Source organism: Streptomyces sp. NPDC039609, from assembly GCF_055596705.1.
In genome coordinates, this window is the sequence record NZ_JBVIUJ010000013.1 from 82977 (window position 1) to 105295 (window position 22319).

22 protein-coding genes, 1 tRNA gene and 3 pseudogenes are annotated in these 22319 nt (G+C 70.5%); 15 read left to right on the forward strand and 11 right to left on the reverse strand.

Going from position 1 to position 22319, the window contains the following annotated elements; translation table 11 throughout:
• Positions 1-79: 79 nt before the first annotated feature.
• Positions 80-841, forward strand: coding sequence for a phosphoglyceromutase (locus ACZ561_RS32000; RefSeq protein WP_471001696.1), 762 nt, complete (start codon positions 80-82; stop codon positions 839-841).
• A gap of 78 nt (positions 842-919) precedes the next feature.
• Here the strand turns inward: ACZ561_RS32000 and ACZ561_RS32005 are convergent.
• Positions 920-1108, reverse strand: a pseudogene (locus ACZ561_RS32005) (site-specific integrase); the annotation flags it as partial.
• Positions 1109-1161: 53 nt separating this feature from the next.
• On the reverse strand, positions 1162-1554 hold the full coding sequence (locus ACZ561_RS32010; protein ID WP_471001699.1) for a nuclear transport factor 2 family protein: 393 nt from the start codon (positions 1552-1554) through the stop codon (positions 1162-1164).
• Positions 1555-1602: 48 nt separating this feature from the next.
• Here ACZ561_RS32010 and ACZ561_RS32015 point away from each other — a divergent pair, with 48 nt between their 5' ends.
• A complete protein-coding gene (locus ACZ561_RS32015) occupies positions 1603-1731 on the forward strand; it encodes a hypothetical protein (protein ID WP_471001702.1) in 129 nt (42 codons plus the stop codon).
• 954 nt (positions 1732-2685) lie between these two features.
• Entirely contained in the window at positions 2686-3153 is a 468-nt protein-coding gene (locus ACZ561_RS32020) for a GNAT family N-acetyltransferase (RefSeq protein WP_471001705.1), read from the forward strand.
• Positions 3154-3220: 67 nt separating this feature from the next.
• Here ACZ561_RS32020 and ACZ561_RS32025 read toward each other — a convergent pair whose 3' ends face one another.
• Both ACZ561_RS32025 and phoU read right to left on the reverse strand, forming a co-directional pair.
• Positions 3221-3370 (reverse strand): hypothetical protein, encoded by a 150-nt coding sequence (locus ACZ561_RS32025; RefSeq protein ID WP_362366540.1) that lies wholly within the window; start codon positions 3368-3370, stop codon positions 3221-3223.
• Positions 3371-4125: 755 nt separating this feature from the next.
• On the reverse strand, positions 4126-4806 hold the full coding sequence (gene phoU / locus ACZ561_RS32030; protein WP_361436928.1) for a phosphate signaling complex protein PhoU: 681 nt from the start codon (positions 4804-4806) through the stop codon (positions 4126-4128).
• A gap of 264 nt (positions 4807-5070) precedes the next feature.
• Between phoU and phoR the strand changes: the two genes are divergently transcribed.
• Complete coding sequence (gene phoR / locus ACZ561_RS32035) at positions 5071-6300, forward strand: two-component system sensor histidine kinase PhoR (protein ID WP_376433197.1); 1230 nt, start codon at positions 5071-5073, stop codon at positions 6298-6300.
• 5 nt (positions 6301-6305) lie between these two features.
• Positions 6306-6977 carry a response regulator transcription factor gene (gene phoP, locus ACZ561_RS32040; protein ID WP_465270246.1) on the forward strand — a complete coding sequence of 224 codons (672 nt, stop codon included), beginning with the start codon at positions 6306-6308 and terminating at the stop codon, positions 6975-6977.
• 272 nt (positions 6978-7249) lie between these two features.
• On the opposite strand, the gene ACZ561_RS32045 is transcribed toward phoP, so the two are convergent.
• Positions 7250-7891: a DUF461 domain-containing protein gene (locus ACZ561_RS32045; protein ID WP_471001709.1), complete on the reverse strand. Its 642-nt coding sequence runs from the start codon at positions 7889-7891 to the stop codon at positions 7250-7252.
• A gap of 637 nt (positions 7892-8528) precedes the next feature.
• Between ACZ561_RS32045 and ACZ561_RS32050 the strand changes: the two genes are divergently transcribed.
• From ACZ561_RS32050 to ACZ561_RS32090, 9 genes are all read left to right on the forward strand, one after another.
• Positions 8529-9011, forward strand: coding sequence for a CarD family transcriptional regulator (locus ACZ561_RS32050; protein WP_003953493.1), 483 nt, complete (start codon positions 8529-8531; stop codon positions 9009-9011).
• A gap of 406 nt (positions 9012-9417) precedes the next feature.
• Complete coding sequence (gene ispD, locus ACZ561_RS32055; protein ID WP_471001712.1) at positions 9418-10167, forward strand: 2-C-methyl-D-erythritol 4-phosphate cytidylyltransferase; 750 nt, start codon at positions 9418-9420, stop codon at positions 10165-10167.
• Positions 10157-10654, forward strand: a complete 498-nt coding sequence (gene ispF, locus ACZ561_RS32060) for a 2-C-methyl-D-erythritol 2,4-cyclodiphosphate synthase (protein WP_471001715.1) — start codon at positions 10157-10159, stop codon at positions 10652-10654. The genes ispD and ispF overlap by 11 nt, the downstream gene beginning before the upstream one ends.
• Before the next feature lie 556 nt (positions 10655-11210).
• Positions 11211-12611: a cysteine--tRNA ligase gene (gene cysS / locus ACZ561_RS32065; protein ID WP_471001718.1), complete on the forward strand. Its 1401-nt coding sequence runs from the start codon at positions 11211-11213 to the stop codon at positions 12609-12611.
• 76 nt (positions 12612-12687) lie between these two features.
• Entirely contained in the window at positions 12688-13647 is a 960-nt protein-coding gene (rlmB, locus tag ACZ561_RS32070; RefSeq protein ID WP_362366517.1) for a 23S rRNA (guanosine(2251)-2'-O)-methyltransferase RlmB, read from the forward strand.
• 121 nt (positions 13648-13768) lie between these two features.
• On the forward strand, positions 13769-14740 hold the full coding sequence (gene rfbB / locus ACZ561_RS32075; protein WP_471001721.1) for a dTDP-glucose 4,6-dehydratase: 972 nt from the start codon (positions 13769-13771) through the stop codon (positions 14738-14740).
• Positions 14737-15612, forward strand: a complete 876-nt coding sequence (rfbD, locus tag ACZ561_RS32080; RefSeq protein WP_471001725.1) for a dTDP-4-dehydrorhamnose reductase — start codon at positions 14737-14739, stop codon at positions 15610-15612. The genes rfbB and rfbD overlap by 4 nt, the downstream gene beginning before the upstream one ends.
• A 15-nt stretch (positions 15613-15627) precedes the next feature.
• Positions 15628-16221: a dTDP-4-dehydrorhamnose 3,5-epimerase gene (rfbC, locus tag ACZ561_RS32085; RefSeq protein WP_471001728.1), complete on the forward strand. Its 594-nt coding sequence runs from the start codon at positions 15628-15630 to the stop codon at positions 16219-16221.
• Positions 16222-16367: 146 nt separating this feature from the next.
• On the forward strand, positions 16368-17957 hold the full coding sequence (locus tag ACZ561_RS32090) for a DoxX family protein (protein ID WP_471001731.1): 1590 nt from the start codon (positions 16368-16370) through the stop codon (positions 17955-17957).
• 154 nt (positions 17958-18111) lie between these two features.
• Here the strand turns inward: ACZ561_RS32090 and ACZ561_RS32095 are convergent, their stop codons facing one another.
• The 3 genes from ACZ561_RS32095 to ACZ561_RS32105 form a co-directional block, all read right to left on the reverse strand.
• On the reverse strand, positions 18112-18828 hold the full coding sequence (locus tag ACZ561_RS32095; protein WP_376433214.1) for a nucleotidyltransferase family protein: 717 nt from the start codon (positions 18826-18828) through the stop codon (positions 18112-18114).
• Between the two features lie 62 nt (positions 18829-18890).
• The gene (locus ACZ561_RS32100; protein WP_329117893.1) at positions 18891-19304 is read right to left on the reverse strand and encodes a hypothetical protein; all 414 of its coding nucleotides are present in this window, start codon (positions 19302-19304) and stop codon (positions 18891-18893) included.
• 329 nt (positions 19305-19633) lie between these two features.
• Positions 19634-20731, reverse strand: coding sequence for an ABC transporter ATP-binding protein (locus ACZ561_RS32105; RefSeq protein WP_471001735.1), 1098 nt, complete (start codon positions 20729-20731; stop codon positions 19634-19636).
• Positions 20732-20912: 181 nt separating this feature from the next.
• Here ACZ561_RS32105 and ACZ561_RS32110 point away from each other — a divergent pair.
• Positions 20913-20986, forward strand: a tRNA-Thr gene (locus ACZ561_RS32110).
• Between the two features lie 104 nt (positions 20987-21090).
• Here the strand turns inward: ACZ561_RS32110 and ACZ561_RS32115 are convergent.
• From ACZ561_RS32115 to ACZ561_RS32125, 3 genes and pseudogenes are all read right to left on the reverse strand, one after another.
• A pseudogene (locus tag ACZ561_RS32115) lies at positions 21091-21246 on the reverse strand (site-specific integrase); the annotation flags it as partial.
• Positions 21245-21359 (reverse strand): annotated as a pseudogene (locus ACZ561_RS32120) (DUF4287 domain-containing protein); the annotation flags it as partial. The pseudogenes ACZ561_RS32115 and ACZ561_RS32120, both read right to left, overlap by 2 nt.
• Entirely contained in the window at positions 21360-22016 is a 657-nt protein-coding gene (locus ACZ561_RS32125; RefSeq protein WP_471001738.1) for a DUF998 domain-containing protein, read from the reverse strand.
• Positions 22017-22319 lie beyond the last annotated feature (303 nt).

A 22319-nucleotide genomic window follows, 5' to 3' on the forward strand; every position in this document is an offset into this window, starting at 1 on the left:
AACTTACGCATCTCATGTGCCGGACGCCAGCGAATTGACGGTGCGCGTCAATCGTCGGGCGTCTATTAGGCTCGGGCGCATGGCCGACGCACCGTACAAGCTGATCCTCCTCCGCCACGGCGAGAGCGAGTGGAACGCGAAGAATCTGTTCACCGGCTGGGTGGACGTCAACCTCACCGAGAAGGGCGAGAAGGAGGCGGTCCGCGGCGGTGAGCTGCTGAAGGACGCCGGCCTGCTGCCCGACGTACTGCACACCTCCCTCCAGAAGCGCGCCATCCGCACGGCGCAGCTGGCGCTGGAGTCCGCCGACCGCCACTGGATCCCGGTCCACCGCTCCTGGCGCCTGAACGAGCGCCACTACGGTGCGCTCCAGGGCAAGGACAAGGCGCAGACGCTCGCGGAGTTCGGCGAGGAGCAGTTCATGCTCTGGCGCCGCTCGTACGACACCCCGCCGCCGCCGCTCGAGGACGGCACGGAGTTCTCGCAGTCCGACGACCCGCGCTACGCGACGATCCCCCCGGAGCTGCGCCCGCGGACGGAGTGCCTGAAGGACGTCGTCGACCGGATGCTGCCGTACTGGTACGACGGCATCGTCCCGGACCTCCTGGACGGCAAGACGGTCCTGATCGCGGCCCACGGCAACAGCCTGCGCGCGCTGGTCAAGCACCTGGACGGCATCTCGGACGAGGCCATCGCGGGCCTGAACATCCCGACGGGCATCCCGCTGGCGTACGAGCTCGACGAGAACTTCAAGCCCCTGAAGCCGGGCGGCACGTACCTGGACCCGGACGCGGCGGCGGCGGCGATCGAGGCCGTGAAGAACCAGGGCAAGAAGAAGTAAGACTAGTGATCATGCCCCTGACCTGCGCGTACGGTGCAGGGCAGGGGCATTTTCTCTCTCTGGGCCCACGCTGGGCCCTCAGCGCGGGGAGTCGTCCGGCCTCAGGGCCCTGCCGAGCGCTTGCCGTGCGCGGTCCCGACTGCTCGGCATCAGGTGGGCGTAGACCTTCAGCGTGAGCCCCGGGTCGGAGTGGCCCAGGTACTCGCTGACAGCCTTGATGCTCTCTCCGGCGTCCAGCAGCACCGAGGCGTAGAAGTGCCGCAGATGGGTTCTGGCTCAGCTGCTGTGGAGCCGCACGTTGAGTGACGGGTTGGGTGTCGCTACGACCAGAACTCGTCGTATGCCTGCTGATCGGACCAGAGGTCCCAGCCCTCGGTGATCCTTCCGTCTCGGATGTGGAAGACGATCACGTAATCCATGTCGAGCTCCTTGCCTTCACGCGAGGCCGTGGCGTGGAGCAGGGCGACCGTGTGCATGTCGTTGGCGAGCACATCATGGAGTTGTGGGCGGTACGTGCCCCCTGAGAGCTGGAATTCTTTTTGGAACGCATCGAACGTCGCCTCACGACCGTGATACTCGCCGGCCAGCGGGCCCTGACCGGGGGTATGCCACACCACATCGGGGTGGAACAGCTCCGCCAGCGCCACCATGTCGCCCGCCGTGAACGCGGCAAAGGTCCGCCGAAACACCCCAATGTTCGGATGATCAGTCATCGCAGCCTCCTCTGGCCTCCGCCCCCCGCGAACGTAGCCGGAAGCTGGATGGACAGCCGCAAGCACACCGAGGCGATCGGCCCCGCCTACCCGATCGGGCGCAACCGGAGCCGTGACGACCTCCACGCCTTCGCGCTGGCTCCGGCTCCGGCTGGACGAGGGACGCTCTCGTTCTGACAGGCGATAGCGGCCCGCCGGCCGGGGACCATCCCCGGCCGTACGCCCGTTACGAGGTGCCGACGGGCCCGGGCGCTAACCGCTAACGCGCTGCTCACGGACGAGTTGGCCTGCTAGCGGGGTCGCTAACGTTAGCGGGCCGTACCGCTATCGCTAGTGGAACGGAGAGCCCTGCGCTGGGCCCTCTCTGGGCCCTCCGGCGACGACCACTGACCACCAGCATCGACCAACAACGACCGCTCGACCGCAGGTCAGTCGAGGTGCGCACTTCTCTGACCAGGGGCGGAAGACGGGCCCGCCAGACCCAGGGCAAGAAGTAACCCTGAGGTACGAAGGAACCCCCTACCTGCTGGTTCTCAGCGGGTAGGGGGTTTGTCGTTGCCCCGGGGCCGCCCGTGGGGCGCTGTCGGGTACGGCCGCTGCCGCACGTGCCGCCCGCGCACCGGCGGCGTGCGCCCCGACGCATCCACGGGAAGCCACCGTGCACCCGTTCGCAAGCGCGCGCGCCTTCCCTGCGGGGCGGGCGCATGGCGACGCTGGGCTCGTCCGCACGTTCGTCGAGACCGGGGGTGGGAATCGTGGCGCGTACGCAGTCCAAGTGTGGAGCGACGACGCAGAAGGGCACCCGATGCCGGCGACTCGCCATGATCGGCGCGTCGAGGTGTGATCGGCATCGGGGCGACTGGTCCTCCTACACCGTCCAGAGGCGCAAGGAATCCGAGCGGGACGGGAAGGCGGGCAAGCGTCGCAGCTGACGTGCCTCAGGGTGCCGCCCCTGCCTGCCGTCTCTCGGCAGGCAGGGGCAGTGGCTGTCCGGAGGGCCTCGTCGGGGGTGCGGTCGGAGCGGGTGAGCAGCGGCCTCAGGAGAGGCCGTCGCGGGGGCGGTGGTCGGAGCTCGGGAGCTCGGGAGAAATGCGTGGGCGGGGCTCACGGACGGTCGGTAGCCTCCGGGCCATGCCTTCATCGCTCCGCCTCGAGAAGATCACTCCCGAGAACATCGACGCCGCCCTCGCGCTGCGCGTCCATCCGCACCAGGAGAAGAACGTCGCGCCGGTCGCGACCTCGCTGGCGGAGGCGTACGCCTTCGGTGAGCCCGCCTGGCCGCGGCTGATCTTCGACGGGGACGAGCTCGTCGGGTTTCTGATGGCCTTCCTGGACATCCAGTGGGCACCCAAGAAGGACCCCGACGACTACCGCAGCGGACTCTGGCGGCTCAACATCGCCGCCGACCACCAGGGCAAGGGGTACGGGCGCTTCGCCGTCGAGGCCGTCCGCGAGGAGATACGGCGGCGCGGCGGCAGCCTGATGTACGTGTCGTGGGAGCCGGGCGAGGACGGGCCAGGGGACTTCTACCTCAAGCAGGGCTTCCGTACGACCGGCGAGACCACCGGGGGCCAGACCGTGGGTGTCCTCGACGTGTGACGCCCGGGCCCGTACGACGAAGTCCCGCCCGGAGGACCGGGCGGGACCGTCTCGTCGTACGCGTGCCCTAGCCGGAGCAGCCCCCGCACTGGCACGGCCCACCGGACTGGCAGCCGCAGCCGCAGCCCGAGCCGCACCCGCAGGCGCCGAGGACGGGCAGGAAGACCGTGTCGCGCGGCGTCTCCTGCTGGGGGTCGGTGGTGGCGGATTCAGGCATAGCGTCCCTCCTCGAAGGCGTACGTCGCCTCCCCTCATTCCATGCCCACGTCACCGGGCGCATCAACGGCGCACAGGAGTGCGAGCGCCTCCCCGGCGCGGCCCACGCCCCGACGCCCCCCACTCCACCCAGCGCCCATGCCCACCGCCTCGCCGCCGAGGCGCGCTTGGCCCCGGCGGGCTGCCGTCGAGCAGCGCAAGTCGCCAGTCAGTACCCGCCGGCGGGTACCGCCCGTCCAGGGTCGGCTGCCGCCGAGAGCAGGGCGTCGCCGCCCCGATCCGCCTCCGCCCGCCGAGCAGCGGGCGGCGTCCACGGTCCAGCGGCCGACCCCGACCCGAGGGCGCCCCCGCCGAAGCAACGCCCGCCCGCCGAGCAGCGGGCGGCGCCAGCCGAGTACAGGCGGCGGCTACGGCCCAGCGGTCGGCCCCGATCCGCCTCCGCGCGCCGAGCAGCGAGCGGCGTCCACGGCCAAGCGGCCGGCCCCGACCCGAGGCCGCCGAAGAAGCGCCCGCCCGCCGAGCAGCGGGCGGCGCCGACCGAGTACAGGCGGCGGCTACGGCCCAGCGGTCGGCCCCGATCCGCCTCCGCGCGCCGAGCAGCGAGCGGCGGCCCCGGCCCAGCGGCCGGCCCCGGCCCGACGCCGAAGCCGCACCCACACCCGATCCGCCGCCCGCCCGAGGGCTACGCACCCACACCCGATCCGCCGCCCGCCCGAGGGCTACGCACCCACACCCGATCCGCCGCCCGCCCGAGGGCTACGCGCCCTCGACCGGGGCGTCCGACTGCTGGAGTTCGTCCGCGTGCTCGCCCGTCACCAGGTAGACCACGCGCTTCGCCACCGACACCGCGTGGTCCGCGAACCGCTCGTAGTAACGGCCCAGCAGCGTCACGTCGACCGCCGTCTCGATGCCGTGCTTCCAGCGGTCGTCCATCAGGTGCTGGAACAGCGTCCGGTGCAGCAGGTCCATCTCGTCGTCGTCCTGCTCCAGCTGGAGCGCCAGGTCGACGTCCTTCGTGATGATGACCTCCGCCGCCTTCGCCATCAGGCGCTGCGCCAGCTGACCCATCTCCAGGATCGTCGCGTGCAGATCACGCGGCACCGCCGTGGCGGGGAAGCGTAGCCGCGCCAGCTTCGCCACGTGCTGCGCCAGGTCGCCCGACCGCTCCAGGTCCGCGCTCATCCGCAGCGAGGTCACCACGATCCGCAGGTCCGTCGCCACCGGCTGCTGCCGCGCGAGCAGCGCTATCGCCCGGGCCTCCAGGTCGTGCTGAAGGTCGTCGACCTTCTGGTCCGCCGCGATCACGCTCTCCGCGAGCTTCAGATCCGCGTCGAGCATCGCCGTCGTGGCGCGCCCGATCGCCGACCCGACAAGGCGGGCCATCTCGACCAGGCCCTCGCCGATCGAGTCAAGTTCCTCGTGGTACGCGTCACGCATCGATGTCCCTCTCTCACAAGCGTCCGGGGTCCGGGTGGGGCTTCGGACCCCCACGCTCCCACGTTCGGCCCCCGACAAGTCAGGAGCGTCCACCTCAAGTGAATGACCTCTTTCTCCTCGGTGAACTCTGGGCGACGCAGGCCACCGTCCTCAACGGTTCAAATGAACCGGCACCGTCCCCTCGGTGAACTCTGGGCGACGACTGTTCGAGCAGCCACTCGGACGGCTGGGAGAGTGTCCGCGACCCCGCATAACCTGGATGCCATGGACGTGAACGCGGCGGTCGCCGCATTGGCTGCGATCGCCGGGGTGTGCACCGGCGTGATCGCCATGCTGGCGTTCCGCTGGAGCGAGCGCGACCAGGCGCGACCCACCCGGACCTCCCTGCACACGGACGCCGTGCTCCCGCCCGGCGTCGACACCGTGCTGTCGGTGCTGCGCTCCTCCGCGGTCGTTCTCGACGAGAGCGACTCCGTGGTGAAGGCCAGCTCGGCGGCGTACGCCCTCGGCCTGGTCCGCGGCGGAAAACTGGCCGTCGAGCCCATGCTCAACATGGCCCGCGACACCCGCCGTGACGGAGAGATACGGCAGGTCGAGCTCGACCTGCCCCGGCGCGGCACCGGACGCGGCGAGGCCCTCGCCGTCTCCGCCCGCGTTGCACCGCTCGGCTCCCGCCTGGTGCTGCTCCTGGTCGAGGACCTGACGGAGGCCCGCCGTATCGAAGCGGTACGGCGCGACTTCGTCGCCAACGTGAGTCATGAGCTCAAGACTCCGACAGGTGCGCTCTCGCTGCTCTCCGAGGCCGTCATGGACGCCTCGGACGACCCCGAGGCGGTCACCCGCTTCGCCGGCCGTATGCAGATAGAGGCGACCCGGCTCACCAATCTCGTACAGGAACTCATCGACCTCTCGCGGGTGCAGAACGACGACCCGCTGGAGGACTCCGAGCCCGTACGGGTGGACGAGCTGGTCGCCGAGGCCATCGACCGCTCCCGGCACACCGCCTCCACCAAGCAGATCACCATGGTCTCCGGAGGCACCGCCGACCTGCACGTCTGGGGCAGCCGCGGCCAGCTCGCCGCGGCCCTCGGCAATCTCGTCGAGAACGCGGTCAACTACTCCCCGGCCCGTACGCGGGTGGGCATCGCCGCCCGCCGCGTGGCGGCCCCCGGCGGCGACCTCATCGAGATAGCGGTGACCGACCAGGGCATCGGCATCTCCGAGAAGGACCGCGAGCGGGTCTTCGAACGCTTCTACCGCGTCGACCCGGCCCGCTCCCGCGCCACCGGAGGTACGGGGCTCGGCCTGGCCATCGTCAAGCACGTGGCCGCCTCGCACGGCGGGGAGGTCACCGTCTGGAGCACCGAAGGCCAGGGCTCCACCTTCACCCTGCGGCTGCCCGAGGCGGGCGCCGTTCGGGACCGCCGCCCGCCCGCCTCCACCACCCCCGATCTCATGACCGAACCGCTCCCTGCCCCGGAGGTCCTTCCGTGACCCGAGTGCTCGTCGTCGAGGATGAGGAATCCTTCAGCGACGCCCTGTCGTACATGCTCCGCAAGGAAGGCTTCGAGGTCGCGGTCGCCGCGACCGGGCCCGACGGTCTCGACGAGTTCGAGCGCAACGGAGCGGATCTCGTCCTCCTCGACCTGATGCTGCCCGGGCTGCCCGGCACCGAGGTGTGCCGCCAGCTGCGCGGCCGCTCGAACGTCCCGGTCATCATGGTGACCGCCAAGGACAGCGAGATCGACAAGGTCGTCGGCCTGGAGATAGGAGCCGACGACTATGTGACGAAGCCCTTCTCCTCGCGGGAGCTGGTCGCCCGCATCCGCGCGGTCCTGCGCCGCCGCGGCGAGCCGGAGGAGGTCACCCCCGCCGCCCTGGAGGCCGGCCCGGTCCGCATGGACGTGGACCGCCACGTCGTCACGGTCTCCGGCGGCAAGGTCGACCTCCCGCTGAAGGAGTTCGACCTCCTGGAGATGCTGCTGCGCAACGCGGGCCGTGTCCTGACCCGTATGCAGCTGATCGACCGGGTCTGGGGCGCGGACTACGTCGGCGACACCAAGACCCTCGACGTCCACGTCAAGCGACTCCGGGCGAAGATCGAACCCGACCCGGGCGCGCCGCGCTACCTGGTGACGGTCCGGGGCCTGGGCTACAAGTTCGAGCCGTAGGCCGTAAGCCGTGCGCGCAGAACCCGTGAGGCGCGGGCCGTAAGCCTGCGACAGAGTCCGTGAGCCGCAGGGCGTAAACCGTGCGCGCAGAGTCCGTGAGCCGCAGGTCGTGAACCGTGCGCGCAGAGCCCGTACGGCATGGAGCAGTGCCCATAAGGCCGTATGCCCAGGGCCTTACGGCGACGGTCGTACGCGGACGAAGGGGCGCCCCGCCGGAGTGATCCGGTGGGGCGCCCCTTTCGTGCGCTGAGCTGTGAGCCGTGCGCCGTACGTCAGTGGCTGGCAGACGAGTGGCTCGCCTCGCCCGACGGGGTGGCCGTGGAGCCGTCCTCGGCGCCGTGGCCCGCCGTCGAGGTCGCGGTCGGGGTCGCCGTCGGCGAGGCGGCCGGCGGCTTCGGGATCTCGGTCGGGCCGAAGTCCTTGAAGTAGCTGGTCGCCGGGACGACGAACGCCTCCAGGCCCACGTCGCCGGTCTTGCTGAGCTTGAAGACGACCTCCTGCGCGTCGCCGTTCTTCGCGGCCAGTCGGCCGTCCTCGATCGTGGCGGTGGCGTTGCCCTTGCCGCCGATGACGACCGAGCCGCCCGCGGGGACGGTGACCGGGCCGGAGCCCTCGGCGGGCTTCAGGACCACCGTGGCGCGCGTGCCCGGCAGGGTGATCGCGTCGAGGGTCTGCTGGGTGCTGCCGTTGTTGAAGACCGTGGCCGAGACGACGGCGGGGCCCTGCACGGTGGCGTCGGGCTGGGTGATGACGAGCGCGTTCTGGATCTTGACGTCGTCCACGGTGACGGCGGCGTTGTCCGGCTTGACTCCGAGCGTCTGTGCGTTGTTGCCGGCGCCACAGGCGGACAGCGAGGCGATCGAGATCACGATGGCGGTGGCGGCGAGGGCGCCGCGTCGAAGGCTGCGGCTCACGGCGGCGGCATCTCCTAGGACGTACGGACGGGCTAAGGGCGGCCGGCTGGGGTCGAGCAGGATCAACCGGCTAAGGAAGAGCTAAAGGTGCGTCAGCGCGCTTAGGTTACCGAGCCGCACTCTCCGTCCCGCACCCGACCCGCCCCCTTCGCGTCCCCGGGCCCTCCGGGTGCGCTCCGTGTGCCATGCACGAGCCCTCCGTGATGGCCGGATCGCGACCCATTGGCGCGCCGTTCACATAACCGCCTTGATCAATTCGACGGGAGTCCGCGCATTCCTCCGCCCGCCTCGCGGAAAAACCCCGCCGCGGTGCCCGGGTGATCAATTCGGGATTCGAAGCCGGAAGCATCCGTACGGGTGACCGATCCTCGAACGGAGTACATGGAGAGGGGCGACGCGAACCGGTCAAAACAGGACATCGTTCCCCCTTCGGAGCCCTCCGGGCGGGTGTAACGTGCGCGTTTCTCTCCGTCCGTGCAGCCGCTCCGACCTGCGAATACCGCCTTCCGCAAGCCCTCCGCAGCACGTTCGCGTCGCTGTTGTCAAGCCCCGAGATATGCCCTGACCTGCGAAAACGCCATTCAGAAGAAGCCGTATCCGTGTTACCCTGGATAGCCACGGAAGGGGTACCTGTCACATGACGTTCAAGGTTGGCGACACCGTGGTCTATCCCCATCACGGGGCCGCGCTGATCGAGGCCATCGAAACTCGCCAGATCAAAGGCGTGGACAAGACCTACTTGGTGCTCAAGGTCGCCCAGGGCGACCTGACGGTTCGTGTGCCGGCGGACAATGCGGAGTTCGTCGGTGTTCGCGATGTGGTCGGTCAGGACGGGCTGGACCGGGTCTTCGAGGTGCTGCGTGCGCCGTACGCCGAAGAGCCGACCAACTGGTCGCGCCGCTACAAGGCAAATCTCGAGAAGCTCGCCTCCGGCGATGTCATCAAGGTCGCCGAAGTAGTTCGCGACCTGTGGCGCCGGGAGCGCGAGCGCGGGCTGTCCGCAGGTGAGAAGCGCATGCTCGCCAAGGCTCGGCAGATCCTGGTGAGCGAGCTGGCCCTCGCGGAGAACACGAACGAGGACAAGGCCGAGGCTCTCCTCGACGAGGTCCTCGCGTCCTGAATGAAGCGATGCCGCGGTGCCCGTTGACGTGCTGTGAAACTCACAGCACTGTCGCCGGGCGCTGCGGCATGTTCGCGTCCTTGCGAACCGTTCACCGCGTCCATGGCCGCCGTACCGACGATCGCCGCAGCACCGACATCCGGTCGCTCGATGATCACCGCCGTACCGACATTCCATCGCCCGACGTCCGTCGCCTCGCGATCCGGCCGTCCACGGCGCTGCTACAACCGCCCCCCTCGCGTCCTCCTGTGCCACATCCCCTGTGCCGCGCGGTACGCCCCGACCGTCGTCACGGAAAGGGCCCGGTCAAGGCGTCGCGTCCAGCACTCCCCCAGACTTCGTCCGGGGGGACCCCCAAGGCCATACCCATGTCGGCCGAGGAAACAAACCTGCCGGAGTGCAACCGATGACAGACGAAACGCGTCCCGTGCGCACCGCCGCTGTGATCCCCGCGGCGGGCCGGGGCGTACGGCTCGGCCCGGGCGCCCCCAAGGCGCTCCGCGCGCTGAACGGCACCCCCATGCTCATCCACGCCGTCCGGGCGATGGCCGCCTCACGCGCCGTCTCCCTCGTCGTCGTGGTCGCCCCCTCCGACGGCGCGGCCGAGGTCAAGAACCTCCTCGACGCGCACGCCCTGCCCGAGCGGACCGACTACCTCGTCGTCCCCGGCGGTGACACCCGCCAGGAATCCGTACGCCTCGGCCTCGAAGCGCTGCCCGAGGGCATCTCCACGGTCCTCGTCCACGACGCGGCCCGCCCGCTCGTCCCCGTCGACACCGTCGACGCGGTCATCGAGGCCGTACGGGACGGGGCCGTCGCCGTCGTCCCCGCGCTCCCGGTCGCCGACACGGTCAAGGAGGTCGAACCCGCGGAGACCAAGGGCGACCCCGAGAGCGTCGTCGCCACCCCCGAACGCTCCCGGCTCCGCGCCGTCCAGACCCCGCAGGGCTTCGACTACGAGACCCTCGTCAACGCGCACGCGACAGTCGCCCTCACCGGTGACGGTGCCACCGACGACGCCGGCATGGTCGAGCGGCTCGGCGCGCCCGTCGTGGTCGTCCCCGGTCACGAGGAGGCGTTCAAGGTGACCCGTCCGCTCGATCTCGTACTGGCCGAGGCCGTACTCGCCCGCAGGAGGGCCAACGATGGCTTCTAGCAGCCTCCCCCTGATCCCCCGGACCGGTATCGGCACCGACGTCCACGCATTCGAGAAGGGTCGCGAGCTGTGGTGCGCGGGCCTCCTCTGGGAGGACGAGGAGTACGGGCTCGCCGGGCACTCCGACGGAGACGTCGCCGCCCACGCCGCCTGCGACGCGCTGTTCTCCGCCGCCGGCATCGGCGACCTCGGCGCCCACTTCGGCACCTCCCGCCCCGAGTGGTCCGGCGCTGCCGGCGTCACTCTCCTCGCCGAGGCCGCCCGCATCGTCCGCGCCGAGGGGTACGAGATCGGCAACGTCGCCGTCCAGGTCATCGGCGTCCGCCCCAAGGTCGGCAAGCGGCGCGACGAGGCGCAGAAGGCGCTGAGCGAGGCGGTGGGCGCCCCCGTCTCCGTCTCCGGCACGACGACGGACGGCCTCGGCCTCACCGGCCGCGCCGAAGGCCTGGCGGCACTCGCGACCGCGCTGGTCTACCGCCCGGCCTGACGCGCCGGCCGGCGCCGCGGGTGCCGTACGTCAGGCCGTACGGGACGGCGCCGCGCCTCCTGGCGCACCGGACGGCGCCGCGATGCCGCTTGCCCGTCGGCCCGCGCTGCCGGGCGGCCTGTGCTGCCCGGCGCACCGCCCGCCCCATCGCACCCGACCGCGCAGCCCGACGCACCGCACCGACCTGCCGTACCGCCCCGCCCGTCGCCCCGCACCGACCTGCCGTACCGCCCCGCCCGTCGCCCCGCACCGACCTGCCGTACCGCCCCGCCCGTCGCCCCGCACCAACCCGCCGTACCGCGTCGCCCCGGCCGCAGACCGCCCGGCCCGTCGCCCCGCACCAACCCGGCCCACCGCACCGACCTGCCGCACCGCGCCGCCCCGGCCGCCCAGCCCGGCACCAACCCGGCCCACCGCCCCGGCCCGCCGCACCGCGCCGCCCGGCCCACCGGATCGGGCCGCCGTGCCGCCCCGCCTGACGCACCGCCGGAAAAATCCCGCTCCGCGACCCGCGATCGGTCGCGGGGCACTACCACACGCCCACTACCCTGGAGTGGTGACTATTCGCCTGTACGACACCAGCGCCCGGCAGATCCGTGACTTCACCCCGCTCACACCGGGCTGCGTCTCGATCTACCTCTGTGGCGCCACCGTCCAGGCCGCCCCGCACATCGGCCACATCCGTTCGGGGCTGAACTTCGACATCATGCGCCGCTGGTTCGAGTACCGCGGCTACGACGTCACGTTCATCCGCAACGTCACCGACATCGACGACAAGATCATCGCCAAGGCCGCCGACCAGGGGCGCCCCTGGTGGTCCATCGGCTATGAGAACGAGCGCGCCTTCAACTCCGGTTACGACGCGCTCGGTTGCCTCCCGCCCACGTACGAGCCCCGCGCCACCGGCCACGTCACCGAGATGGTCGAGATGATGCGCGGACTCATCGAGCGCGGACACGCCTACGAGGCCGACGGCAGCGTCTACTTCGACGTCCGCTCCTTCCCCGGCTACCTCGCCCTGTCCAACCAGGACATCGACGACCTGCGCCAGCCCACCGAGGAAGGCATCACCGGCAAGCGCGACCCGCGCGACTTCGCCATGTGGAAGGCCACCAAGCCCGGCGAGCCGGACTGGGAGACCCCGTGGGGCCGCGGCCGGCCCGGCTGGCACCTGGAGTGCTCGGCCATGGCCCACAAGTACCTCGGCTCCGCCTTCGACATCCACGGCGGCGGGCTCGACCTGATCTTCCCCCACCACGAGAACGAGATCGCCCAGGCCAAGGCCTTCGGAGACGACTTCGCCTCGTACTGGGTGCACAACGCCTGGGTCACCATGAGCGGCGAGAAGATGTCCAAGTCGCTCGGCAACTCGGTGCTCGTCTCCGAGATGGTCAAGAACTGGCGCCCGATCGTCCTGCGCTACTACCTGGGCACCCCGCACTACCGTTCGATGATCGAGTACAGCGAGGAGTCCCTGCGCGAGGCCGAGTCCGCGTTCGCGCGGATCGAGGGCTTCGTCCAGCGCGTCACCGAGAAGGCGGGCAAGACCGTCCCGCCCGCCCCCGAGGTGCCGCTCGCCTTCGCCGAGGCCATGGACGACGACCTGGGCGTCCCGCAGGCGCTCGCGATCATCCACACCACCGTCCGCCAGGGCAACAGCGCCCTCGCGGCCGATGACAAGGACGAGGCCATCGCCCGCCTGGCCGAGGTCCGGGCCATGCTCGGAGTCCTCGGTCTGGACCCCCTCGACCCGCACTGGGCCGAGGAGACCGACCGCGGCGAGGAGCTCCACGGCGTCGTCGACACCCTCGTACGGCTCGTTCTCCAGCAGCGCGAGTCGGCCCGCGAGCGCAAGGACTGGGCGACCGCGGACGCGATCCGCGACCAGCTCGGTCAGTCCGGCCTCGCCATCGAGGACAGCCCCGACGGCCCCCGCTGGACGCTGGGCAACCGCTGATGATGTGCCGCTCGGGGAGTCGGGCGGCACACTTCACCTACAGACCTATGTACGCAACACCGAGGATTAGGTAGTCATGGCCGGGAACAGCCAGCGCAGAAACCGCCGCACGTCCAACAAGAAGGGCGCGACGGTCGGCAGCGGTGGCCAGCGGCGCAAGGGCCTCGAGGGCAAGGGCCCCACGCCGCCCGCCTCCGCCCGCAAGGGTCACAAGAAGAACCGCATCGCCAACGCCCAGGCCAAGCACGCCGCCGCCCGCCGGCCCGCCCCGCGCCGCGGCGGCCCCAAGGGCACCTCGGAGATGGTCGTCGGCCGTAACCCGGTCTTCGAGGCGCTGCGCGACGGCGTCCCCGCGACCACGCTCTACGTCCAGCAGTTCATCGACAACGACGAGCGCGTCCGCGACGTCCTCAAGCTCGCCGGCGACCGCGGCAACATCAACCTGATGGAGGCCCCGCGCCAGGAGCTCGACCGGATGACGAACGGCCTGAACCACCAGGGCCTCGTCCTCCAGGTCCCGCCCTACGAGTACGCGCACCCCGAGGACCTCACCGCGGCCGCCTACGACGCCCACGAGGACCCGCTGATCGTCGCCCTCGACGGCGTCACCGACCCCCGCAACCTCGGCGCGATCGTCCGCTCCGTCTCCGCCTTCGGCGGCCACGGCGTCGTCGTCCCCGAGCGCCGCGCGGCCGGCATGACCGCCGGCGCCTGGAAGTCCTCGGCCGGCACCGCCGCCCGTACCCCGGTCTCCCGCGTCACCAACCTGACCCGGGCGCTGGAGGGCTTCCAGAAGGAGGGCCTCACGGTCGTCGGCCTCGCCGCCGACGGCGAGCACACGGTCGAGGACCTGGAGGCGCTCGACGGCCCGGTCGTCATCGTCATCGGCAGCGAGGGCAAGGGCCTCGGCCGCCTCGTCGGCGAGACCTGCGACTACCGCGTCCGCATCTCGATGCCGGGCGGCGCCGAATCCCTGAACGCGGGCGTCGCCGCGGGCATCGTCCTCTACGAGGTCGCCCGCCGCCGCCAGGGCTGAACCTCGCTGGACCAGGGCTGGCCCCGATCGTCCCGCTCCCCTCGCCGGTTCGCCGTGACATCCCGTCGCGGCGGACCGGCGATGGGTGTAGCGTGCACGCCTAGATTCCAGCGGGGGCGGCATGGGCACACGGATACTGATCACCGGCGGTGCCGGGTTCATCGGATCGACGTACACCCGGATGCTTCTCGGCCCCGACGGGCCCAGAGGCATCGAGATCACCGTCGTGGACAGCCTCACGTATGCCGGGAACCGGCAGAACCTGGCCGCACTGGGCAATGATCCCCGCCTCACGTTCGTGCGAGGCGACGTCTGCGACGCCAAGCTGATGGGGTCGCTGGCCGCCCGGCACGACGAGATCGTCCACTTCGCGGCCGAGTCCCATGTGGATCGCTCCAACCGGTCCGGCACCCCGTTCGTCACCACGAACGTCCTCGGCACTCAGACCCTGCTGGAGACAGCGGTCCAGCACGGCGTCGAGACCTTCGTCCATGTCTCCACCGACGAGGTCTACGGTTCCATCGGCTCCGGATGCTGGACGGAAGAGGCCCCCCTAGCCCCCACGACGCCGTACTCCGCCTCCAAGGCGTCCTCGGACCTTCTGGCGCTCGCCCACCACCGCACCCACGGTCTCGACGTCCGGATCACCCGCTGCTCCAACAACTACGGGCCGCGCCAGTTCCCCGAGAAGATCGTCCCACTCTTTATCACCCGTCTCCTGAACGGGCTGACCGTGCCGCTGTACGGAGACGGCAGCCAGGTCCGCGAGTGGCTCCACGTCGACGACCACTGCCGGGGCATCGAACTCGTTCGGACACGGGGGCGCGCCGGCCGTGTGTACAACCTCGGCAGCGGGGTCGAGCTGACCAACAGGGAGTTGACCGCCCTGCTGCTGGAGGCATGCGCGGCGCCGTCGGATCGGGTACGTCGCGTCGCGGACCGCAAGGGCCATGACGCCCGGTATTCGGTGGACTGGTCGCGGGCCCGCGACGAGCTGGGATACGTGCCGCTCGGGGACCTGCAGAAGGGGCTCACCGAGACAGTGCGCTGGTACCAAGAGAACGAGTCGTGGTGGATGCCCCGCCGACGATGAGGAACGTGCTGGTCACCGGCGCGAGTGGAATGCTCGGGCAGGACGTCACGACAGCACTGAAGGCCGCCGGGCACCGAGCCGTCCCTTTGAACCGCGGTCGGCTCGACATCACCCGCCGCGATGCTGTGAACGAGGCATTCCGGACCCACGCACCGGACGCGGTCGTCAACTGCGCCGCCTTTGTGGACGTCGATGCGGCAGAGACGGATGAGGCGAGAGCCCTGCGGATCAACGGCGACGGCGCCCGTCACCTCGCCGCCGCATGCGCCGAGAGCGGCGCCCGCCTGATGCACGTCTCCACCGACTACGTCTTCGCGGGGGACAGCGACACTCCGTACTCGGAGGACGCCCCGGCTGCTCCGCGCACCGCCTACGGCAGGACCAAACTGGCCGGTGAGAGAGCCGTATTGGAGCTTCTCCCGGACACGGGCACGGTCGTACGCACCGCCTGGCTGTACGGCTCCGGCGGCGCCCACTTCGCGGCCACGATCGCCCGGCTCGTCCACGCCCGCGAAACCGGTCGCCGCCCGTCGACGATCGAAGTCGTCAGCGACCAGTTCGGACAGCCCACCTGGACATGGGACGTGGCCGTACGCATCGCCGCGCTCCTCGACCGCCCTGCCGTCCCGGGTGTGCTTCATGCGACGAACCGTGGTGAGACCACCTGGTACGGCCTCGCACGGGAAGTCGTCGCTCTCCTCGGACGCGATCCCGAACACGTACGGCCCATCAGCTCAACGGAGCTCGGACGGGCGGCACTCCGTCCTGCGCGGTCCACACTCGGCCACGGCCGGTGGGTGCAGGCGGGGCTGCCGCCGATGCGGCACTGGCGGGCGGCTCTTCACGCGGCCTGGCCCACACTGGGCCTCTAGACGGAAGATGACCCGATGCGGCGAACCTCCATTGACGGAGTCTGGTTGTGCACACCCGACGTGCGATCGGACAGCCGAGGAACGTTCCATGAAGCCTTCAGGCAGGACACGTTCACCGCGGCTGTGGGACATCCCCTCCGCCTCGCCCAGGCCAACGTCTCCGTCTCCCGGCGCGGGGCGCTCCGCGGCGTCCACTTCGCCGACGTGCCACCGGGGCAGGCCAAGTTCGTCTCGTGCCCGAACGGCGCGATCCTCGACGTGGCAGTCGACCTGCGCGTGGGATCGCCGACGTTCGGCTCGTGGACGGCACACGAGCTGAGTGCCCGGAACAACCGCTCGCTGTATCTCTCCGAGGGGATGGGGCACGCGTTCATCGCTTTGACGGATGAAGCAACCGTTATGTACATGTGCTCTGAGGCCTACGCACCCCACAAAGAGCACACCCTCGACCCCTTCGACTCCGCAGTGGGAATCGAATGGCCGGCCCACCTGGCCCCCGAGCTGTCACCGCGGGACAGTCAGGCACCGAGCCTGGCACAGCTCACGGCCGACAATGCGCTGCCGTCGTACGAGAGTTGCCTGGCTCATGCGCGGGCGCACCGCGCGTGACGGATTGAGCCGCACACTCATGCCGAAGTCGCGCCCCGGCCGCCGATCAGGCGCCCCGGATGTCCCGTGGGCACCGTTGATCTTGACGGGCCTCGGACATTTCCCGCCCGTCAAGGCAGTGTCCTAATCCCGCGTCACTCGGTTAGATGAGTGTGGACACCAGAACGCCCCGGCCGGGGTTCGACGATCAGCCCGCGCTGAGCATGGTCAAAGTGGATTCCGACCCCGCGCAGGTCATCGTGAACCACGCCAGCTTCCGTGTGCGGCTCGCGCCGGCCCAGCAGCCGAAGTTCGCCGCCGCCTTCCGCGGTTCGGCCCTCGCCGGAGCGAGTGCGGGCGCGGCCGCCGGGCGCCGGCGGCCCGTCGTGTGGACCGGAAAGTCCGCGCCCGGCGACCCCGGCGCCACCGGACTGCTCCAGGCCGTACGGGAGTCCTCGGTCTCCACGCTGGAGCCCCCGGGACCCCTCGACGCGGGCATCACGCAGGCCATCCCGCGCATCGACGACACCATGCCCACCCCTGTCGTCCCCGCCGAGTCCGCCCCGCTCCTGCCGCCCATGCGGCGCGCCGAAGGCGCCTACGACGGGGCGTACGGCGGCACCTCGCACGACGGGCCGCACGACGGGCCGCACGACGGTCCGTACGAGGTGGCCTACGGGGACGACCGGGACGACCGGGACGCCGACGACGAGTACCGCAACCGCCCGCACCGCCACGGCGCGGACCCGGTCCGCCACGCCTACTACCCCGGGCGTCGGATGAACCTCGGCGTCGTACTCCTCCCGCTCCGTGTCTTCCTCGGCTTCATCTCCATCTACGCCGGCATGGGCAAGCTCTGCGACCCCGTCTACTTCGACGGCGGCGAACGCGGCTCCATGGTCAAGTGGCTCAACTCGCTCAACCCGTGGGCCCTCGCCGAACCCCTCCGCGACTTCGCCCTCCAGCACCCCGTCGGCGCCGGACTCACCGTCGCCTTCCTCCAGGTCGTCGTCGGTGTCCTCACCGTCTTCGGACTCTGGCAGCGCGTCGCCGCCGTCATCGGCGCCATGCTCTCCGCCGCGCTCCTCCTCACCGTCAGCTGGAAGAGCGTCCCCGTCTACGACTCCGCCGACATCATCTTCCTCGCCGCCTGGTCCCCGCTGATCATCGCCGGCGCCCCTGTTTACTCCATCGACGGACGCCTCGCAGGCGAAGCCTGGCGCACCCTCGGACCCCGCTCCGAACTCTGGGACCTCCGCCGTCGTGTCCTGCGCCGCGGCGCCCTCGTCGCCTCCGTCGTCGTCGGCCTCACGCTCCTCCTCGGCTCCATGCTCGGCGGCGCCGTACGGTCCACCGAGATGGTCACCGTGCCCGGCCCCAACGACGACCCGATCAACCACCTCCCCGGCCGGTCCCTCCCGCAGGAGTCCGGCGAGCGCAGCCCCTCCCAGTCCGCCTCCACCCGCCCCAAGCCGTCCGCGACGGCCGGCGCGAGCGGCGAGAGCGAGGAGGAGGAGAAGGCCGAGCCGAGCGAGACCGTACGGGAGACCGGCCGGATCTCGGAGAGCCGCCCGACCGCCACCCGCGGCACCGACAGCACCCCGAGCCAGTCCAGGCCCGCGGCCCCGCCGTCCACCAGCTCGGGCCCGAGCAGCTCGGGCGGCACGGGCAGCGGCGGCGGCACCGGCACCACCGACCCCACGAGCGGCTCCACCTCGGGCGGCAATCGGAACCCGATCGGCGGCCTCCTGGGCTGACGCCCCCGCTCGACTCGGCTCGACCCGGCTCCGTACCGACCTACCCGACCACGACAAGGGCGGCACCACTTCCGAGTGGTGCCGCCCTTCCCGTACGCATCCCGCCCGTATCCCGTCCGTATCCCGTCCGTATCCCGTACGTACGGAACCGCTGTCACACCCCCTGAGCCGCCAGCTCCTTCGCCGCCTCGGTCAGGTCCTTCGCGGTGTCGATCGCCCGCCAGTAGGCCCCCTGGGGCAGCGGGAAGCCCGCCAGGCGGCGCTCACGGGCCAGCCGGGGGAACGTGGTGCGCTCGTGGTCGCCCCGATCGGGGAGCAGCCCCGTGAACTCGGGGGAGAAGACGTACACGCCGGCGTTGATGAGGAACGGCGACGGCGGCGACTCGATGAAGTCGGTGATGTGCCCGAACGTGTCCGTCTCCACGGCCCCCCACGGGATCCGGGGGCGGGCGAGGGCGAGCGTGGCGGTGGCGTCCCGCTCAGCGTGGAACTCGGCCATCTCGCGCAGGGAGAAGCGGGTCCAGATGTCGCCGTTCGTGGCGTACCAGGGCTGTCCGGGCTCAGGCAGATGCGCGGCGGCGTACTTGAGGCCGCCGCCACGGCCCAGCGGCTCCGTCTCGACGACGGTCGTCACACGGAGCGGCAGATCGGCGCTCTCCAGCCACTCCTGGAGCACCTCGGCGAGATGGCCGCAGGACACGACGGCATCCGTCACGCCCTCGGCGGCGAGCCAGGACAGCTGATGGCCGATGATCGGGGTCCCGGTGCCCGGGATCTCGACCATCGGCTTGGGGCGGTCGTCGGTGTAGGGGCGCAGGCGCGAGCCCTGGCCGCCCGCCAGAACCACGGCCTGCGTCGGAGAGGTGTTCATACCGGGAACGATATGCGCACCTCGTGAGGCAGCCGTTCAGCGTCGCGGGGTGGGTTCGCGACTCAGCTCGCGTACATCACGCCGGTCGCGAACGAGGTGTCGCAGACCGGGCGGGAGTAGGACTGGGCGCGGGTGGGGCCGTAGTACCGCACGGCCGCCTTCCCGAGGGCGCGGGCGATGGACATGCAGTGCTTGGCGAGGGACGGGCTGTTCTCGACCTCGCGCTGGAGGTGCGTCAACGCCGTGCCGGGGTCCTTCTCCTGAAGCTCTGCGAGCAGGCGGTCGCGCAGAATATCCTGCGGAGCACGGGACTTGGCGGGGACGGAGACGTCCTCGGAGGACGCGGTGAGCATCTGGGTCCCGGAGGCCTGACCGGCCCACGGAACGGCGGACACCGCGAGCGTCCCGGAGAGCACCAGGACGACGGGCAGGACGAGAGCGAGAGAGCGGCCGATACGGCGGGCAGTGTGCGTCACGGAGGCGAGCGTAGCGGCCGGTAGTGATATGGCGACATTTAGTCACTCTCGCGAGGGATGGTTCGACGCGCCTTTTCGAATTCCGTGTTGACGCCAGTGCCCGAATTGACGGGTCTGCCGGGGTATTTGTCGACACGCCGTGACCCGCCGGTCCTGTACGCGAACGGCCCTGCCCCGCAAGCGGGAACAGGGCCGAACGGCACGGACGAGGACCGGCTGGACGAGTCGGACCGGCTGGATCAGCTCGAGAGACCGGATCAGCCGGAGAGACCGGATCAGCCGGAGAGACCGGATCAGCCGGAGAGACCGGATCAGCCGGAGAGACCGGATCAGCCGGAGAGGCGCTCACCCGTCGAGGTGGAGAACACGTGCAGCTCGTCCGGGCGCGGCACGACGTGCAGCGTGGAGCCCTTCTCCGGCACGGCACGGCCGCCGACGCGGACGACCAGGTCCTTGTCCTCGCTGCCGACGCGGGCGGAGCCGTAGACGTAACCGTCGGCGCCGAGCTCCTCGACGACGTTCACGGAGACGGCCAGGCCCTCCTTGCTGGTGGCACCCGAGACATCGAAGTGCTCGGGGCGGATGCCGACCGTGACGGTCGTGTCGCCGTTGGCGGAGGCGGCGGAGAGCGCGTCACGGGAGACCGGGACGACGCTGTTGCCGAACTTCACACCGCCCTCGGTGATCGGCACCTCGACCAGGTTCATGGCCGGGGAGCCGATGAAGCCGGCGACGAAGAGGTTGGCGGGACGGTCGTACATGTTCCGCGGCGAGTCGACCTGCTGGAGCAGACCGTCCTTCAGCACGGCGACCCGGTCGCCCATGGTGAGGGCCTCGACCTGGTCGTGGGTGACGTACACCGTGGTGATGCCGAGCCGGCGCTGCAGGCTGGCGATCTGCGTACGGGTGGAGACGCGGAGCTTGGCGTCGAGGTTCGACAGCGGCTCGTCCATGAGGAACACCTGCGGCTCACGCACGATCGCGCGCCCCATCGCGACACGCTGCCGCTGACCACCGGAGAGCGCCTTCGGCTTCCGGTCCAGGTACGGCGTGAGGTCGAGGATCTTCGCGGCCTCTTCGACCTTGGCGCGGATCTCGCTCTTGTTGACCCCGGCGATCTTGAGCGCGAAGCCCATGTTGTCGGCGACGGTCATGTGCGGGTACAGCGCGTAGTTCTGGAACACCATCGCGATGTCCCGGTCCTTCGGCGGCAGGTGCGTGACGTCACGGTCACCGATCCGGATGGAACCGCCGTTGACGTCCTCGAGACCGGCGAGCATCCGGAGGGAGGTGGACTTGCCGCAGCCGGACGGGCCGACGAGAACGAGGAACTCGCCGTCCTCGATCTCGATCTCGAGCTGGTCGACGGCGGGCTTGTCGGACCCCGGGTAGAGCCGGGTCGCCTTGTCGAAAGTGACAGAAGCCATGGTGATGTATCCCTTCACCGGCAGGAACGTGCCGGACGATCCGAGTGGAAGGAAGGATGGGTCTAGTCCACCGGAGTGAACTCCGGGTGACGCTACCTGGCGATTTCGGATCTGTCAGTACTCCCGAGCCGGTGAGATTTCCGACCTGGGCGGGTCGGGGGTTGGTTACACTGCACTCGCTGCCTCCTTAGCTCAGCTGGCCAGAGCACCGCTCTTGTAAAGCGGGGGTCGTCGGTTCGAACCCGACAGGGGGCTCATGGGCGAAGACCCCCAACCGATCATGGTTGGGGGTCTTTGACATCTACGGGTGACATCAACGGCGGTGGTTAGACATCTACGGGTGACATCAACGGCGGTGGTTAAGGACGGTCGGGCCGCTTTCGGGTGAGTAGCCGGTCCATGTGGCTGATGGCCTCGCGCTGTGAGTCCTGGACTACGTGTGTGTAGACGTCCATGGTCAGCCTGATCTGGATGTCCCCGAGGATCTCCATCACGACACGGGGTGCGACGCCGCTCCTCGGCGAGGGTATGGGCGACGAGGGCGTGGTCGTGGCCGAGACCGTGCTCGGACTTGAGCCAGTTCACCGGCTCCATGTGCGTGGATGAGGTCCTTCCACTCGGCGATCGGCTAGCGGTCGGCCGGGGCGCCGGCCAGGCGGGCCGTCACCGCGCTCAGCCACAGCAGACCGAGGCCCGCGCCGGCGGTGAACGCCAGGACCGAGGCGGCCGAGGCCATGAAACCGGCGAGGACGACCACGGGGACGACGCGGGAAGCGACGGCCCAGCCCCGCAGGCCCCGGGCGGCCAGCGGACGGGCCAGGACGAGAAACGCGGCGCACAGGGCGAGGTAGCCGACCATCCCGCCGAACATGTGGACGGCGCCGTGCCCGCTCATCACCGTCGTCTCGGGTGCTCCGGCCGGGAAACCCGCACCGGCATCGGCCGGCAAGGCGCCCGCGATCCAGAAGGAGAACCCGAAGACCCCGACCAGGGCCGGGCCCCACGTCCCGCGCAGCGCCCGCCGCAGGCCGACCGCGCCGGCGACCAGCAGGGCGCCGGTGAGCACGAAGCTCGCCATCTGGATCCAGCCCGTCTCACCGAGGGCGAGCTGACTGATCGCATTCCGCGTGAAGTCGAAGCCGACCCGTGCGAATCCCTGGGCGAGCCCGGCCGCAAGGAACAGCGGCCCCGCCGCCACGCCACCGGCCACGGACCACCGCGCCGCCGATCGCGTCGCGGGCGCGGCGGAGACGGCCTGGCGGGGAGCGGTGAGCATGTCGGTCATGGCGGAGCCTTTGTCGTTTGGCTGGTGTCGCCCTTATGACCGGCGATGCGAAGCGAAGTCATCGCTCCCGGCGATGTGCGCCGGATCACACACCCCTCGGGGCTTCCCCTTGCCGAGGATCGCTGAGATGGGCGTGCCAAGCAGACCCAAGTACCGGGTGATTCCCAAGCTGTAGCGCGGGTTCGATTCCCGTCATCCGCTCGTGAACGAAGCCGGGGTGCCATCCGCCTGTGAGCGGAGGGCGAGGTCGGTGATCTGCTCCTTCGTCGTGCGTATCGTTACCGCAGCCTTGGCGAGGGAGTC

What these genes read in the sequence shown, in the direction of transcription:
- ACZ561_RS32000 (WP_471001696.1), top strand. Translation starts at nt 80, where the DNA reads ATGGCCGACGCACCGTACAAGCTGATCCTCCTCCGCCACGGCGAGAGC.
- ACZ561_RS32010 (WP_471001699.1), bottom strand. Translation starts at nt 1,554, where the DNA reads ATGACTGATCATCCGAACATTGGGGTGTTTCGGCGGACCTTTGCCGCG.
- ACZ561_RS32015 (WP_471001702.1), top strand. Translation starts at nt 1,603, where the DNA reads ATGGACAGCCGCAAGCACACCGAGGCGATCGGCCCCGCCTACCCGATC.
- ACZ561_RS32020 (WP_471001705.1), top strand. Translation starts at nt 2,686, where the DNA reads ATGCCTTCATCGCTCCGCCTCGAGAAGATCACTCCCGAGAACATCGAC.
- ACZ561_RS32025 (WP_362366540.1), bottom strand. Translation starts at nt 3,370, where the DNA reads ATGCCTGAATCCGCCACCACCGACCCCCAGCAGGAGACGCCGCGCGAC.
- phoU (WP_361436928.1), bottom strand. Translation starts at nt 4,806, where the DNA reads ATGCGTGACGCGTACCACGAGGAACTTGACTCGATCGGCGAGGGCCTG.
- phoR (WP_376433197.1), top strand. Translation starts at nt 5,071, where the DNA reads ATGGACGTGAACGCGGCGGTCGCCGCATTGGCTGCGATCGCCGGGGTG.
- ACZ561_RS32050 (WP_003953493.1), top strand. Translation starts at nt 8,529, where the DNA reads ATGACGTTCAAGGTTGGCGACACCGTGGTCTATCCCCATCACGGGGCC.
- ispD (WP_471001712.1), top strand. Translation starts at nt 9,418, where the DNA reads ATGACAGACGAAACGCGTCCCGTGCGCACCGCCGCTGTGATCCCCGCG.
- ispF (WP_471001715.1), top strand. Translation starts at nt 10,157, where the DNA reads ATGGCTTCTAGCAGCCTCCCCCTGATCCCCCGGACCGGTATCGGCACC.
- rlmB (WP_362366517.1), top strand. Translation starts at nt 12,688, where the DNA reads ATGGCCGGGAACAGCCAGCGCAGAAACCGCCGCACGTCCAACAAGAAG.
- rfbB (WP_471001721.1), top strand. Translation starts at nt 13,769, where the DNA reads ATGGGCACACGGATACTGATCACCGGCGGTGCCGGGTTCATCGGATCG.
- rfbD (WP_471001725.1), top strand. Translation starts at nt 14,737, where the DNA reads ATGAGGAACGTGCTGGTCACCGGCGCGAGTGGAATGCTCGGGCAGGAC.
- rfbC (WP_471001728.1), top strand. Translation starts at nt 15,628, where the DNA reads ATGCGGCGAACCTCCATTGACGGAGTCTGGTTGTGCACACCCGACGTG.
- ACZ561_RS32090 (WP_471001731.1), top strand. Translation starts at nt 16,368, where the DNA reads ATGAGTGTGGACACCAGAACGCCCCGGCCGGGGTTCGACGATCAGCCC.
- ACZ561_RS32095 (WP_376433214.1), bottom strand. Translation starts at nt 18,828, where the DNA reads ATGAACACCTCTCCGACGCAGGCCGTGGTTCTGGCGGGCGGCCAGGGC.
- ACZ561_RS32105 (WP_471001735.1), bottom strand. Translation starts at nt 20,731, where the DNA reads ATGGCTTCTGTCACTTTCGACAAGGCGACCCGGCTCTACCCGGGGTCC.
- ACZ561_RS32125 (WP_471001738.1), bottom strand. Translation starts at nt 22,016, where the DNA reads ATGACCGACATGCTCACCGCTCCCCGCCAGGCCGTCTCCGCCGCGCCC.